Below are 12,792 nucleotides of genomic sequence, written 5' to 3'. Positions count from 1 at the left end.
CGATTACTCGCCAACCGCCAGCCCTTAGCAAGTGAGTTCGAGGCGGCCGCCGGACCTCGCTAAGCTTGAGGCTCCATAATCACCTTGAGCGCCGTGCCTCCAGCGGCCAGAGCGAAGGCATCATCCGCCGCCTCCAGAGGCAGGCGATCTGTGATGAGCGAGGCGAACAACGTTGGGGCGCCCGCCACGATCTCTAGGGCTTTCGCGCAGTCTTCGTTCGTGTTGGCGGTTGATCCAGTGACGATAAGTTCCTTGTAATGGACGAGGTTCGCCTCCAAGGGAATCGCACCGGCGGAGGCGGGCAGGCCCGCGAAGAAGTTGATCCGCCCACCTATCGCCGCGCATCGCAGTGCATCAGCAAACACTTCTGCCTTTGGCGTTGCGGCAATAACAGCGTCCGCGCCCCAGCCGCCGGTTGCCGTCATAACCTGTTCCGCCAGATCCTCCGCGCGCGGATCGAACGTGGCATCCGCCCCGAACTGTTCGGCAAGCGCCCGGCGCGTGGGGGAGGTCTGGCTCACAAGCACCCGCGCCACGCCCAGTTGCTTCGCCACGATCAAGGCGATCAACCCCATGGGGCCGGCGCCGCATATAAGCACGGTATCGGTGGCCTTCAAGTTGAGCGGAGTGAGCCCGCGAACCACGGCAGCAACCGGCTCCATGAGGGAAGCCGTGGCAAGATCTAGCTTATCCGGCACAATGATCATGTTTCCGGCCCGCACTGCCGCCGCAGGCACCGCCACGCGGCGCGCGAATCCACCGTTGAACGTGAGCCCGAAGGATTCGTAGTTCTCGCACAGGTTTTCCTTGCCAGCCCGGCATGCGGAACACGCCCGGCACGCAATATTCGGAGCAACGGCCACGCGCGTTCCCGGAACTAAATCCGCACGTCCTGAATCATTCTCCGCCACGATTCCGGAGAACTCATGCCCTGGCACGCGAATGGTCCCCGCGGGATACATGCGATGCTCCCCGCGGGCGATCTTCAGATCGGTTCCGCAGATACCAGCGGCAGCCACATCGATGATGAGGCCACCCGGGACATCGCCAATCTCCGGCTCTGGCAGATCTACCAGCCGCTGAACTCCGTCACTTTGATATTGATATGCCAGCATAAGCACTTCCTTCGGATGTCGGTGGGGAACCGCCGTCGTCGTCGTTCAAAAAAGAATCCCCGGTAGCCTGCGGACGAACAACTCGACCACATACTACCGGGGTTCTTCTGGTTCGGAGCCTACTAGGCCTGGAACGTCCAATCGCGCACTTCGGGCAGATCCTCCAAGTGCTCAACCTTGTATACCTCGTGCTTGGCCAGCTGCTCCTCGCACCAGCGCTTGAGGTCCGCACCACCGCGAACGGTGCGCTTGCAGTTGTTGATGGCATCGATCACCAGATGGTAGCGATCGGCGCGGTTGCGCACCACCATGTCGAACGGCGTTGTGGTTGTGCCTTCCTCGATGAAACCGCGCACGTGGAAGCGATCGGCATCGGGGCGTCCGTGCACGAGCTGGTGCACCACGCCGGGGTACCCGTGGAAGGCGAACACAACATCCGTGGAATCCGTGAAGGTCTCCGCGAAATCCTGTTCGGACATGCCATTGGGATGATCCTTCGGGCGCGCGAGCGTTTGCAGGCGCACCACGTTGACAACGCGAACCTTCAGATGCGGCAACTGCTGGCGCAGGATCTGCGCGGCGGCCACGGCCTCCAAGGTGACAACATCACCCGCGCATGCGATGATGACGTCAGGTTCAGCGCCCGAATCAAGATCCTCGTTGCCGGCCCAATCCCATACCCCGTAGCCGCGCTGGCAGTGCACGTAAGCCTCATCCTTGGTCAGCCACTGGAACTGCGGCTGCTTGTCCTGAACGATGAGGTTCACCCGGTCCTTGGATTCGAACGCGTAGGAGGCGATCTCCAGCAGGCAGTTGGCATCGGGCGGCAGGTATACGCGTACCACATCACCGCGCAGGTTCACCACGGTGGAGAGGACGCCGGGACCCTGATGGGAGAAGCCATTGTGGTCATTTCGCCAACAGGTGGAGGATAGGAGCACGTTGAGGGAGGGTACCGGGGTTCGCCACGGAAGGCTGATTCCCTCTTCCAGCCACTTCGCGTGCTGGATGGTTTGCGAAACGCTCACCATCCCGAAGGCCTCGTAGGAGGCGAACATGCCGTGGCGGCCCGTCAGGTTGTAGCCCTCAAGCCATCCGTGCGTATTGTGCTCGGACAGGACCTCCATGACGCGTCCTTGGGGCGAAAGCTTGACGTCCAGATCGTTCGTGGGCTCCATGAAGGCGCGATCCGACACATCGAACACCGCCCCAAGCCGATTCGAATTGGTCTCATCGGGGCAGAACAGCCGGAAGGTTTCCGGGTTGCGGCGGTAGATCTCCGCCATGAATTCACCGAGGCTGCGCGTGGATTCCTTTTGGAAGGTGCCGCGTTCGGCCGGGCTGAAGTCCAAGCTGTAGCTTCCCCAATCCGGCAGGTGGAGCGGGGTGTACACGCCGCCTCCGTTCGCCGCCGGATGGGCGGACATCCGCTTGGCTCCCTGCGGGTTTGCGCGGCGGGGGAGTTCGGCCAGAGATCCGTTTTCATCAAAGAGTTCCTCTGGCTTGTAGGAACGTAGCCAGTCCTCCAGAATCTTGAGATGCTCGGGGTTCTCCCGCACGCCGGACAGGGGTACTTGGTGGGCGCGCCACGTGCCCTCGACTACCGTGCCGTCCACCTCGTGCGGGCCAGTCCAGCCCTTCGGGCTTCGCAGAATGATCATGGGCCAGCGCGGCTGAGACGGTGCCCCGCCGCCGGAACGGGCTGCGGCCTGAATCGCCTTGATCTTCCCCCACGCGGCAGCAAGCGCTTCATCGAAGCGGTAGTGCATGCCGGGCCTGTCATCCCCACCAACTTCGATCACCTCGTAGCCGTGACCTTCGTAAAGCTTGCGAAGATCGGCGGGGTCCTTGCGGCCCTGAACCGTGGGGCTGGCAATCTTGGCCCCATTGAGGTGCAGAATCGGGAGCACGGCACCATCGCGTTCCGGGTTGAGGAAGGAAATGCCCTTCCACGAACCTTCGAGCGGGCCAGTTTCCGCCTCACCATCACCCACCACGGTCAACGCGATGAGATCCGGATTGTCAAACACCGCGCCGAAGCCGTGAACCAAGCTGTAGCCAAGTTCGCCGCCCTCATTGATGGACCCTGGAGTAGTGACAGATACGTGGGAGGGGATGCCGCCCGGGGCCGAGAACTGGCGGAACAGGCGAAGAACGCCCTCTTCATCCTCGGTGATCTTTGGGTAGATCTCCGTGTAGGTGTCCTCCAAGTAGGAGGCTGCCACCAGCGCCGGGCCTCCGTGACCCGGGCCGGTAATGTAAATCATGTCCTGCCCCGTCATACGGATCAGGCGCGAGGCATGCGTGTAGATGAAGGACAGGCCGGGCGATGTTCCCCAGTGTCCGAGCAGGCGGGGCTTGATATCGTCCACGTTCAGGGGCCGCCGCAGTAGTGCATTCTGCTTGAGGTAGATCTGGCCGACCGTTAGATAGTTGTCTGCCCTCCACCACGCGTCCATCGCTGCCACGTCCTCATCGGAGGGATGCGCGAGCGAATCGAGCAGTTCTTGCGTTGGTAACTCGGTCATCAGGATTCCTTCTTCCCAAATAGTGTGAATGTGAACCTGTGAAGGTGAGCCACTTACCTAGCATGGCAAACTGCTACGGAAAGTTAAAGGGTTGAGTTGTGCCGAGTTTTGCTCTGGGCTTTGACCGGTGCGTGGCGCCGCGTCGTTACCGCGTTCTTATCGCGGGCAGGTGCACCGATCCGCAACTGCCACATCGGCTAGGGCTTCCTCAATATGTTCGCCGCAGCCAGCCCAGGTTGGCTTGCCGCACGTATCGCAGGTGACCTTTTTGCACATAATGACGTCCTTTCAGTATGGGCCAATATGAACCAATGGTTTCGTTTTAGCCGGTGATACCTTGTTCTTCAAGCCATTGTGTAGCAATGACTTCCGGAACGGCCTGTTCTTCCACGCTGCGCGTATTCAGGAGAAGCAGCTGTTCCTGACTGAGCTTGGCAGAAATATCGTTGATGATGCCCTGAGCATTCTCGTCCACAGAATCGGACGCAATCGGCACCACGTGTTCTTGAGGCACGATCTGTTCGGGATCATCCAACACCACGAAGTTGTTGGCTTCGATCGAGGGGCTGGAGGTAAAGATGTTGGCGGCAACATCTATTTCGCCATCCTTGAGGGCATTGACGCTGAGCGGGCCACCCGAATCGTCGATGATCTGCAGTTCCACCTCCACGCCATAGGCCTCGCGCAGCCCCTCGGGGCCGTACGGGCGAGTTTCAAACTCTGGGTTCGAGCCAACGATCAACCCATCGATGCCCGCGAGATCCCCGATTTCCTTGAGCCCATGTTCGTCCGCAAACTCTTGGGTCACCACCAGAGCGTTCTGGTCCGTGGCCTCCGCGGGTTCAAGGGCCTTCAGGCCGCCCGGCAGGGCCTCGGCAAGTTCGGTTTGGATTTCTTCCGCAGTTGTTGCCGTGGTATCCGGATCGTAGTACTGGAGCAGGCTTCCGCCATATTCGGGGAACAGATCGATGTTTCCGTCCTCGAGTTCGGAGGCGTAAACCTCGCGTTGCCCGATTTCGAACTCCCGTTGGACGGTGTAGCCGCCGGCTTCGAGGGCCTGCGCGTAGATCTCCGCGATGATCGTATTTGAGTAATACTGTTGTGAGCCGACGACGACGGTATCCCCGCCCCCACCTTCTGAGAGAGGATCGGTTTGGCCGCCGCAGGCGGCCAATGAGAGTGCCACTGCCGCGGTAAGAGCCACTGCTGGTGTATATGCCTTCTTCATCGTGGAAGCCTATCTCATTCCTGGGAGTTTGCGGATCAGGCGTTGGGTCATCTCAAAAGCGACGTCAAGAATGATGGCCAGCGCGATCACAACGAGTGAGGCGGCAAGGAGCAGCGGGTAATCGTATGTCCGCAGGCCCAAGAACAATGGTGCGCCCAATCCGCCAGCACCCACATAGGCGGCAAGGATAGCTGTGCCCACTACCTGTATCGAGGCGGAACGTATGCCTCCCACGATGAGGGGAAGGCCAAGTGGGAGCTCAACCTGCCACAAGATCTGCCAGCCGCTCATTCCTTGGGCACGTGCGGCATCAACCACGCTCGCATCGGCAGATTCGATACCCGAATACGCCCCTGCTAGGACGGAGGGGATCGCCAGCGTGACCAGCGCAATCATCGGGGCGATGAGGCCAAGCCCGGTAAACAGGGCGATAAGCGTGAGCAGGCCCAGCGTTGGCAGCGCACGGATAACGCCGGTGGTGGCAACGGAGAGGTTGCGGAGGCGATGAAAGTGTCCGATGGCAAACCCAATCGGCACGGCAATGAGCAGGGCAATTCCAACCGCCGCCACCGTGTACCAAAAGTGCTCCAGCAGCCGCGTGCCCAACCCCGTGGGCCCGGCCCAGGATTCGCGCGTGAACAACAGGTTGAGGGCCTCGCTTAACTGGTTCATCGCGCCACCTCGCCCTTGGATGACGTGCTGGCCTTCTTGGCCTTTCCGGCGTGGTGCCACGGGGTGAGAAGAAAGCCTGCAAGAACCAGCAATTGGTCAACGATGAGCGCCAAAGCAGCGGTCACGATCACGCCGCTAATGATGGAAGGGACGATCCCCCTCTGGAACCCGTCCGTGAACAGCGATCCGAGGGAGGAAACCCCAAGCACGGCGCTCACGGTCACCAGACTGATGGTGCTGACACTCATGACCCGAAGCCCTGCAATCAGTGCGGGTATCGCCAGTGGTAGGTCCACAGCGAAGAACCGGCCAGCGGGGGAGTAGCCCTGAGCTGCAGCCGAAAGCTTGATGGAATCTGGAACGGAATCCAAGGCGTCCGCTGCCGATCGCACCATGAGAGCCAGCCCAAACAGCGTGAGGGCAACAACCACATTGACTGGGCTTCTCACTCCCGTTCCCAACAGGAGTGGCAGAAGAATGAACAGCGGCAACGAGGGAACGGCATAAAGGAGCCCCGTGCCGGTCAGGATGGCAGTTCGCGGCCTTCGGTACCTGTTTGCAAGCACCGCGATGGGAACAGAGAGCACAAAAGCGGCGATGATCGCGGGGGCCGCGAGGCCCATATGGGCGCCAGCCAAGGACCGGATGTGTTCGTGGTTTGTGATGATCCAATCCACTGAACTCACTCCTTGGGGAGTTGACCAAGGCTGCCCAAGGGACGCCCTGCCGAGTCACTGACGTTCCAGCCGCCGCCGGGCTTGGGTACCGCTGACAGCTCGCGCGGGCCGCCTTCAACGCCCACGAATCGTGCAACGAATTCATTTGCCGGGTTCTCGATAATTTCCTTCGGGCTTCCCACTTGCTCGATCTGTCCGCCATCCTGGAGTACGGCGATCTGATCTCCGAGCAGGAGCGCTTCATCGATATCGTGGGTGACGAACAGTATGGTCTTGCGCAGTTCCTTCTGAATTTTGCTGAGTTCGCGCTGCAGATCCACGCGTACAAGCGGATCAACCGCCCCGAAGGGCTCGTCCATCAACAAGATGTTGGGGTTAGCTGCAAGCCCGCGCGCCACACCAACCCGCTGCTGTTGGCCACCGGACAGCTGATCGGGGTATCGCTTCGCGAGTATGTGATTCAGCCCCACCAGATCCATGAGCTCCCGGACCTTTTCGCGGCTTCGATCCTTTGGAACACCGTTAAGGCGAAGCACTGTGGCGATGTTGTCCTCAACGCGGCGATGGGGCAACAAGCCAGCATTCTGCATGACATACCCAATGCTTCTGCGGAGCTTGACGGGGTTGGTGGCGGTGAGGTCGCCGTCGTCGATCAAAACGCTCCCAGCCGAAGGGTCAACCATCCGGTTCACCATGCGAAGAAGCGTGGTTTTCCCACAACCGGAGGAGCCCAGAAGGACCATCACGCTGTGCGACGGGATGGTCAGGCTGAAATCGCGGACCGCTTCGGTCCCGTCTTCGTACACTTTGCTGACGTTGCGGAATTCGATACCCACGAGGGCTCCCTCCGGCTGGACGGCTCGACCGCCCAAGCCTACACGCGCGGATCGGCGAAGTTGGGGCGGCGTTGACCTGAGTTCGCAGAACGTGAATGCTGAGGGTATGGATGCACAAGACGTACTTCTGGATGCTGCGGGCCGCCCGGCTGGCGCGGCGCGAGCCCTCCACCCCGCATTGACTGCAGGCGTGCTCAACTTCCATCTTGGTGAGCATGACAATTCCGTGGCGTGGTTGCTGTGGCACACCGGCCGTGAGATTGACGCTCAGCTCGCCGAACTTACGGGTGGAGCGGAAGTTTGGGAGCGGTTCCGCGAACGCGCGGGTTTGGGGGAACTCGGTGATTCAGTGGGGTACGGCCACACTCCCGAACAGGCCCGCGCGATTGTCGCGGACGATGCGAGCGTCCTCCTCGAATACATTGAGGCGGCCACCGATTCTCTGCGTGCCTACATCGCCGGCCTGTCCGAGGAAGATCTGGACGAGGTAATCGACGAAAACTGGGATCCGCCAACCACTCGTGGCGCGCGCTTGGTGAGCATCATCGATGACGCCGCCCAGCACGTTGGGCAAGCAGCCTATGTGGTGGGTGCCGTGAGCTGAGGACGCGTGGGCGGGTCCTTCCAGCCGATCTGCCAAGCACTTCTGTGTAATGACGAGTGTCCCAATCACTCGGTGGAATGTAACTGAGATCACATAGCAAGGTGTGTCGAGGCCCTATTTCTTCACCTTCTGTTTACTTTCAGATGGTCCACTAGTCATGAAATGGGGCAACGGACCTCACTACGGCCCCGTGAAACCGCCGCCACTGCCTAAGGGAGAGCGTGATGACGAGTATGCAGACTCAAGCACCAACGCCAGTGCAACCTCTCGAACCTATCGAGGCAGGTGCCGTTGATTCTGACGGCCAACCCGCGAAGAGCCCCCTAGCGTTTCTTCCTCTTGGTGGACGCGCTCTCAAAGTAGTTGAATGGACCGCGGTTGTCCTCGCGATCTATGTGATGATCACGGCTGTGAGCGTGATCGGATCGGGCTTCAAAACGGCCACTGGCGATCAGGCGGAACAGCTCTTTAGCTTTGCTTCGAATCCGATCATCGGTCTAGTTATCGGTATCGTGGCCACCGCCCTGACCCAATCCTCATCCACCACCACCTCCATCGTGGTGGGCATGGTGGCAGGCGGCCTTCCCATCGAAGCCGCGATCCCCATGCTCATGGGCGCCAATGTGGGCACAACAATGACGTCAACGCTGGTGTCGCTTGGGGCGGCCGGCAACCGTGAACAGTTCCGGCGGGCCTTCTCTGCCGCTTCCGTGCACGATATGTACAACATCTTGTCCGTGGTGATCTTCCTGCCACTGGAAATGGCGTTCGGCGTTCTGGAGCACGCCTCCCAGTGGTTCGCATCGGTCACCACCGGAAGCGACGGCGGCGTCGTGGCCACAGTCTTTACCTCATTCGGTTCAGGCGTGACGGCCGTGACCTCGCCTGGTGCCAATCTGATCGAGCATGTTGCGCTCGCGGTGCTGCCATCGGTGGCCGCCGGCGTGATCATGATCCTGCTGGGTGTGGCGCTTATCCTTCTGGTCATCAAGTTCATCTCGAACATGCTCAAGTCGCTCCTTGTGGGCACCGCCGAGAAGGTGTTCCACAACGCCATTGGCCGCGGTCCGATTTCCGGTATCGCCTCCGGATTGCTCATCACCGTGCTGGTACAGTCCTCATCCACCACCACATCCCTGACTGTCCCGTTGGCCGCTTCTGGCAAGTTCACCCTCTGGCAGATCTACCCGTTCACCGTGGGGGCGAACGTTGGCACCACGCTGACCGCCATGATCGCAGCCTTCGGATTCACCGGAAGCGAGGGACAGGCGGCCATGACAGCGGCCGCCGTGCACCTGCTGTACAACATCTTTGCCGCCACCGTCATCTTCGGGCTGCCGTTCCTTCGCCCATTACCTGTGCGTAGCGCGCAGTGGCTGGGGAACCTCGGAGCCAAGAACAAGCTGTACGTCGTGGTGTGGCTTGTTGGACTGTTCGTGGTAGTCCCCGCTCTGCTCGTGGGAATTTCCCTTCTGTTCTGATTCGCTGATTTACCCAAGGGGCCCTCATGACATCCCTCGATTCGAAGAGAGCTGGAGCCGTTCATCCCGGCACAGATGATGAGCTGCTGCGCCTACTTACGGATGCCGAAACCACTGTCCAGCGCCTGAATGACGAACTTCAGCGGCGCCATCATGAGAACCAACGCGAAGCTCAGCATCAAGCCCAGCACGAAGAGATTGAGAAGCTGGCCGAACACTTGCAGGCAGCTCAGCTCAATTGGCAGATCGTGCGCGAGTTCATTGAGGAGGCCCTCGCCGAGCGCCGCAGTTCCGCTGAGGCGGAACAGTGGAGGTAGAGGCCGCTGCCGGCCCTGTCGCCCTAGCTGCCGAGGTTATCGATGGCGTACTGAGCCTCTGATTCGGTGAACTGACCGCCGTGCTCGGAGACGAGCAGATCGTAGATCTCTTGCGTCGATAGATCCATGCTATCCCGATAGCTTTTCGCGGACCCCAGCGCCTCCTCATTCCAGTCTGCGTTGACATTGTCCACGGCATACTGCGCTTCCGCTTCGGTGAATGTGGTGCCGGAGTTGGACGTGAGCTGGTCGAAGAGCCCTGCCTTACTCATGTTCATAGAGTTCACGTAGGATTCCGCTTCGGCGAGCGCCCCCTCATTTCCTGTGGGGGCGTTGCCATCAGAGAATTCCGGGAATTCGACTGATAGATCGGATGGAAGATCCGATGGTATGGACGCGGGCGGCGGCGCAACGGTTTCTGCTGGTTCGGCAGTCGGGGCAGGAGCAGGAGCCGCGGACCCTGCCGGCGCACTGGCGTCATCGCCGGAGCTGTTCATGCTGAGAAGCCCGCCAATGACGCCGCCCACGATGACGAGCAAGGCGATAGTGATCCAGAACCACCCCTTTTTGAAGAAGGGGGTTTTGGGCGGCTGTGTTGGAACGGGCCCACCAAAGTATCCGGGCGGTACTGGCTGTCCGGGCGCTGCGCCTGAGAACTGCTGACCTTGCGGCGGATACACGGGATACTGGCCAGTCGGCTGGTTGGAGGGGGCGTTTGGTGGGAACTGCTCTTGACTCATGCCACACACTTTATGACATAGGTCCCACACTTATTGTGGGGGCACGGAGTTTGGACTTTTAGTGAGTCTTTTCGAACGACGACGAAGCCCATCTTTCGGGACTAATCCCCCAAATTATCGATGGCGTATTGAGCTTCATCTGCGGTGAATTGGCCACCGTATTCGGAGATGAGCTGGTCATAGATCTCCGCCGATGTTAGCCCCATCTCTTGGTACGATTCTGCGGATCCTAAAGCGTTTTCTTTCCAGTTCGCGTTGATATTATCGATGGCGTATTGACCTTGATCCTCGGTGAACTGCTCGCCGTATTCGGATGTGAGCTGAAAGTAGAGCTCCATCTTGCTCATGTTCGCCCACGAATCGTAACTTTCGGCGCTTGCTAGGGCATTCGCGTTCCAATCCGCATCGATGGTGTCAACGGCGTACTGAGCCGCATCCTCAGATAGGCCTTCGCCATATTCGGAGGTTAGCTGATCGAAGAGCCCGGCTTTACTCATGTTCAACGCCGCCAAATAGGACTCTGCCGCGAACAGGGCATCCTCATACTCAGATGGGACATCAGCGGAAGGAGCAGCCGGGGTGGCGGTGGCAGGCTCGGTGGAGGGCTCCGTGTCCGGCGTTGGGGATACAGTTTCCACCGGTTCGGCGCTCTGGGTGGGGGCGGCGGATTCTGCCGGCGTACTGGCGTCATCGCCGGAGCTATTCATACTGAGGAGCCCGCCAGTAGCGCCTCCCACAATGAAGAGCAGTGCAATGATTAGCAAGAACCATGCCTTCTTGAAAAAGGGGGTTCTCGGTGGCTGCGCGGCCATCGGCCCACCCAAGTATCCGGTCTGATCGAATGCTGACTGGCCAAGCGGTTGGCGGGAAGGATCATACGGTGGGAACTGCTGTGTGCTCATGCCTCACACTTTAAGCCATGCCTCCCACACGATTCTCGGAGATCGATAGGATTCCCGTGTAGGATTTAGTCATACTGAAAGAGAGGCTTGATTATGCGCACGACGAAGCAACTCAGCATTACCCTTCCCAACAATATGGCCGACGCCTTGAAAGAACGCGTCGCGTCAGGAGCTTACGCGAGCGAGAGCGAAGTCGTCCGTGATGGTTTACGCGCCCTGTTCTCGCAAGAAGAAGCCGTCGAACGGTGGCTACGCACCGAGGTTCTCGCCTCGGTAGAGGCGACACGCGCCGATCCGTCTCGTGCAATTAATTCCGAAGACATGCGCACCTACCTCTCAGGGCTGCGGGCGAAGTACGACGTGGAGAACGACTTGTGAAGTATCGGGTCACATACTCCCGTGAGGCTCAGCAGCACCTGACTGATATCTTCTTGTGGATCGCGGATCAGGGTTCAGTTCGATCGAGGCTCTGGCAGTGACATCCACATCCATCTCGAACTTCGTGGCGGCGACCCGCGAAGCAGTCTCAGACTTTCCGCATGCCTTTGGGTCCTCTATGAGTACTGCACCCACGGCCCGCATGAGGTCACCGAGCTTGAGATCTGCAACACGGGGGAAGTAACCAACCATCACAAAAGCAGACACTTTGCGGCACTGAAATTGAACACTTTACGGGTCGGGAACTGAACGGAGCGCGGAGAAGGCGCGAGAGTTCTCGGGCGTGTGGTCGCCCTGAGGACCCGGGGTTCACCGGCCCCGTCGAGAATAATGCTGAGCTCGCCCACCACTGGCACAGGATCTCCGGTCGCCTCGTAATCCCACAGCGATGAGGCGGTACCCGTCTTGATCCCGGCGAGCACGAGTACCAGCAGGCCGTCAGCATGCTTGGGGTTCGCAGGTTATGGACGCTGGCGTTTCGTGGTGAGTTTTTGACGACGACGGCAAAGCCCATCTTGCACAACGCCTGTCCTGCGGCCGAACGCAACGACGAGTTACACTCAGACCCATCTCGCGCGATCAGCGGTCGAGTCGGTGCTGCCAATAGCGTGGTTCGCGCCGGTTGTGTGCATATGCGACAACCACGAAACTGGTGCTGGTGAGGTAGTAGAGCACGCGATACGGGAACACCGCGACCGCCATGCTGCGCACCGTTGGCGTATCCGTCCAGCCCGGGAATACGGGCGCTGAGCACGGCCAGTCATAGATGCGGGCTATTGCCTCGTCAACGGCGTCGTAGAAGCTCTCACCCAGACCTGTTTCACGGTCGTCGTACCAGTACGCGGCTTTGCGGAGTTCATCTCTCGCTTCGGGGTGCTCGCGCTTGTCCGGCCTCACTTGCGGCGGGCCGCCAACTCGGCGCGCAATTGGGCGTGTGACTCATCCACGTCCAGCAATTCGACCGTGCCGCCCTCGATTTCGTCAATGCGGCGCCGAAGTTCAGTGCGCCAAGCCGCGTCGACCTCGACTTGATCCGCGATTACATCCTCGGCGTCGAGGCTTTGCAGACCTCGATGGATCACGACAGCGCGGTCATGTTGATCGAGAGCAAGGAGCGCCTGCTCGACTTCTGCGACGTTCATGGACATGCCCTCAGTGTACGCGGAAGCACTGAAACCGACTAGGGATAAGAAAAGAGCCCTCGCGATGTAGAAGCTACGTGAGGGCTTGGTGGCTCCGACCGGCGTCGATCCG

The 12,792-nt window shown here is 60.0% G+C and carries 15 protein-coding genes; 4 read left to right on the top strand and 11 right to left on the bottom strand.

The annotated features are described in order from the left end of the window. Window positions 1-59 precede the first annotated feature (59 nt). The 6 genes from ACTHV6_RS11100 to ACTHV6_RS11075 form a co-directional block, all read right to left on the bottom strand. Entirely contained in the window at window positions 60-1,115 is a 1,056-nt protein-coding gene (locus ACTHV6_RS11100) for a zinc-binding dehydrogenase (RefSeq protein WP_441387625.1), read from the bottom strand. Between the two features lie 122 nt (window positions 1,116-1,237). After that, window positions 1,238-3,643, bottom strand: a complete 2,406-nt coding sequence (locus ACTHV6_RS11095; protein ID WP_441387624.1) for a phosphoketolase family protein — start codon at window positions 3,641-3,643, stop codon at window positions 1,238-1,240. A 322-nt stretch (window positions 3,644-3,965) separates the two neighbouring features. Next, window positions 3,966-4,871, bottom strand: a complete 906-nt coding sequence (locus ACTHV6_RS11090) for an ABC transporter substrate-binding protein (RefSeq protein WP_441387623.1) — start codon at window positions 4,869-4,871, stop codon at window positions 3,966-3,968. Between the two features lie 9 nt (window positions 4,872-4,880). Further along, a complete protein-coding gene (locus tag ACTHV6_RS11085) occupies window positions 4,881-5,543 on the bottom strand; it encodes an ABC transporter permease (protein WP_441387622.1) in 663 nt (220 codons plus the stop codon). After that, on the bottom strand, window positions 5,540-6,220 hold the full coding sequence (locus ACTHV6_RS11080; RefSeq protein ID WP_441387620.1) for an ABC transporter permease: 681 nt from the start codon (window positions 6,218-6,220) through the stop codon (window positions 5,540-5,542). Before ACTHV6_RS11080 ends, ACTHV6_RS11085 begins: the two co-directional genes overlap by 4 nt. 5 nt (window positions 6,221-6,225) lie before the next feature. Further along, complete coding sequence (locus tag ACTHV6_RS11075; protein ID WP_441387618.1) at window positions 6,226-7,056, bottom strand: ABC transporter ATP-binding protein; 831 nt, start codon at window positions 7,054-7,056, stop codon at window positions 6,226-6,228. A gap of 106 nt (window positions 7,057-7,162) precedes the next feature. Here ACTHV6_RS11075 and ACTHV6_RS11070 point away from each other — a divergent pair, with 106 nt between their 5' ends. The 3 genes from ACTHV6_RS11070 to ACTHV6_RS11060 all read left to right on the top strand — a co-directional run bounded on the left by ACTHV6_RS11070 (window position 7,163) and on the right by ACTHV6_RS11060 (window position 9,458). Beyond that, entirely contained in the window at window positions 7,163-7,660 is a 498-nt protein-coding gene (locus tag ACTHV6_RS11070) for a mycothiol transferase (protein ID WP_441387616.1), read from the top strand. A 224-nt stretch (window positions 7,661-7,884) separates the two neighbouring features. Next, window positions 7,885-9,141, top strand: coding sequence for a hypothetical protein (locus ACTHV6_RS11065; RefSeq protein ID WP_441387614.1), 1,257 nt, complete (start codon window positions 7,885-7,887; stop codon window positions 9,139-9,141). 26 nt (window positions 9,142-9,167) lie between these two features. After that, a complete protein-coding gene (locus tag ACTHV6_RS11060; RefSeq protein ID WP_441387612.1) occupies window positions 9,168-9,458 on the top strand; it encodes a hypothetical protein in 291 nt (96 codons plus the stop codon). Window positions 9,459-9,481: 23 nt separating this feature from the next. On the opposite strand, the gene ACTHV6_RS11055 is transcribed toward ACTHV6_RS11060, so the two are convergent. Beyond that, window positions 9,482-10,198 carry an Ltp family lipoprotein gene (locus ACTHV6_RS11055; protein WP_441387611.1) on the bottom strand — a complete coding sequence of 239 codons (717 nt, stop codon included), beginning with the start codon at window positions 10,196-10,198 and terminating at the stop codon, window positions 9,482-9,484. A 101-nt stretch (window positions 10,199-10,299) separates the two neighbouring features. Beyond that, window positions 10,300-11,100: an Ltp family lipoprotein gene (locus ACTHV6_RS11050; RefSeq protein ID WP_441387610.1), complete on the bottom strand. Its 801-nt coding sequence runs from the start codon at window positions 11,098-11,100 to the stop codon at window positions 10,300-10,302. A 93-nt stretch (window positions 11,101-11,193) separates the two neighbouring features. On the opposite strand from ACTHV6_RS11050, the gene ACTHV6_RS11045 reads away from it, so the two are divergent. Then, window positions 11,194-11,478, top strand: coding sequence for a ribbon-helix-helix domain-containing protein (locus ACTHV6_RS11045; protein WP_441387609.1), 285 nt, complete (start codon window positions 11,194-11,196; stop codon window positions 11,476-11,478). A gap of 9 nt (window positions 11,479-11,487) precedes the next feature. On the opposite strand, the gene ACTHV6_RS11040 is transcribed toward ACTHV6_RS11045, so the two are convergent. From ACTHV6_RS11040 to ACTHV6_RS11030, 3 genes are all read right to left on the bottom strand, one after another. Then, window positions 11,488-11,745, bottom strand: coding sequence for a hypothetical protein (locus ACTHV6_RS11040; protein ID WP_441387608.1), 258 nt, complete (start codon window positions 11,743-11,745; stop codon window positions 11,488-11,490). 372 nt (window positions 11,746-12,117) lie between these two features. After that, entirely contained in the window at window positions 12,118-12,435 is a 318-nt protein-coding gene (locus ACTHV6_RS11035; RefSeq protein WP_441387607.1) for a hypothetical protein, read from the bottom strand. After that, window positions 12,432-12,686, bottom strand: coding sequence for an addiction module protein (locus tag ACTHV6_RS11030; RefSeq protein ID WP_441387606.1), 255 nt, complete (start codon window positions 12,684-12,686; stop codon window positions 12,432-12,434). Before ACTHV6_RS11030 ends, ACTHV6_RS11035 begins: the two co-directional genes overlap by 4 nt. Window positions 12,687-12,792: the final 106 nt, after the last annotated feature.

Source organism: Ancrocorticia sp. (genome assembly GCF_052089425.1).
GTDB lineage: Bacteria > Actinomycetota > Actinomycetes > Actinomycetales > Actinomycetaceae > Ancrocorticia.
Note: the sequence above shows the minus strand (reverse complement) of the source record. Positions and strands in the feature narration are given on the sequence as shown.

Bases quoted from the DNA above. Each gene is read 5' to 3' on its own strand.
- ACTHV6_RS11100 (WP_441387625.1), bottom strand. From the start codon at position 1,115: ATGCTGGCATATCAATATCAAAGTGACGGAGTTCAGCGGCTGGTAGAT.
- ACTHV6_RS11095 (WP_441387624.1), bottom strand. From the start codon at position 3,643: ATGACCGAGTTACCAACGCAAGAACTGCTCGATTCGCTCGCGCATCCC.
- ACTHV6_RS11090 (WP_441387623.1), bottom strand. From the start codon at position 4,871: ATGAAGAAGGCATATACACCAGCAGTGGCTCTTACCGCGGCAGTGGCA.
- ACTHV6_RS11085 (WP_441387622.1), bottom strand. From the start codon at position 5,543: ATGAACCAGTTAAGCGAGGCCCTCAACCTGTTGTTCACGCGCGAATCC.
- ACTHV6_RS11070 (WP_441387616.1), top strand. From the start codon at position 7,163: ATGGATGCACAAGACGTACTTCTGGATGCTGCGGGCCGCCCGGCTGGC.
- ACTHV6_RS11065 (WP_441387614.1), top strand. From the start codon at position 7,885: ATGACGAGTATGCAGACTCAAGCACCAACGCCAGTGCAACCTCTCGAA.
- ACTHV6_RS11060 (WP_441387612.1), top strand. From the start codon at position 9,168: ATGACATCCCTCGATTCGAAGAGAGCTGGAGCCGTTCATCCCGGCACA.
- ACTHV6_RS11055 (WP_441387611.1), bottom strand. From the start codon at position 10,198: ATGAGTCAAGAGCAGTTCCCACCAAACGCCCCCTCCAACCAGCCGACT.
- ACTHV6_RS11050 (WP_441387610.1), bottom strand. From the start codon at position 11,100: ATGAGCACACAGCAGTTCCCACCGTATGATCCTTCCCGCCAACCGCTT.
- ACTHV6_RS11045 (WP_441387609.1), top strand. From the start codon at position 11,194: ATGCGCACGACGAAGCAACTCAGCATTACCCTTCCCAACAATATGGCC.
- ACTHV6_RS11030 (WP_441387606.1), bottom strand. From the start codon at position 12,686: ATGTCCATGAACGTCGCAGAAGTCGAGCAGGCGCTCCTTGCTCTCGAT.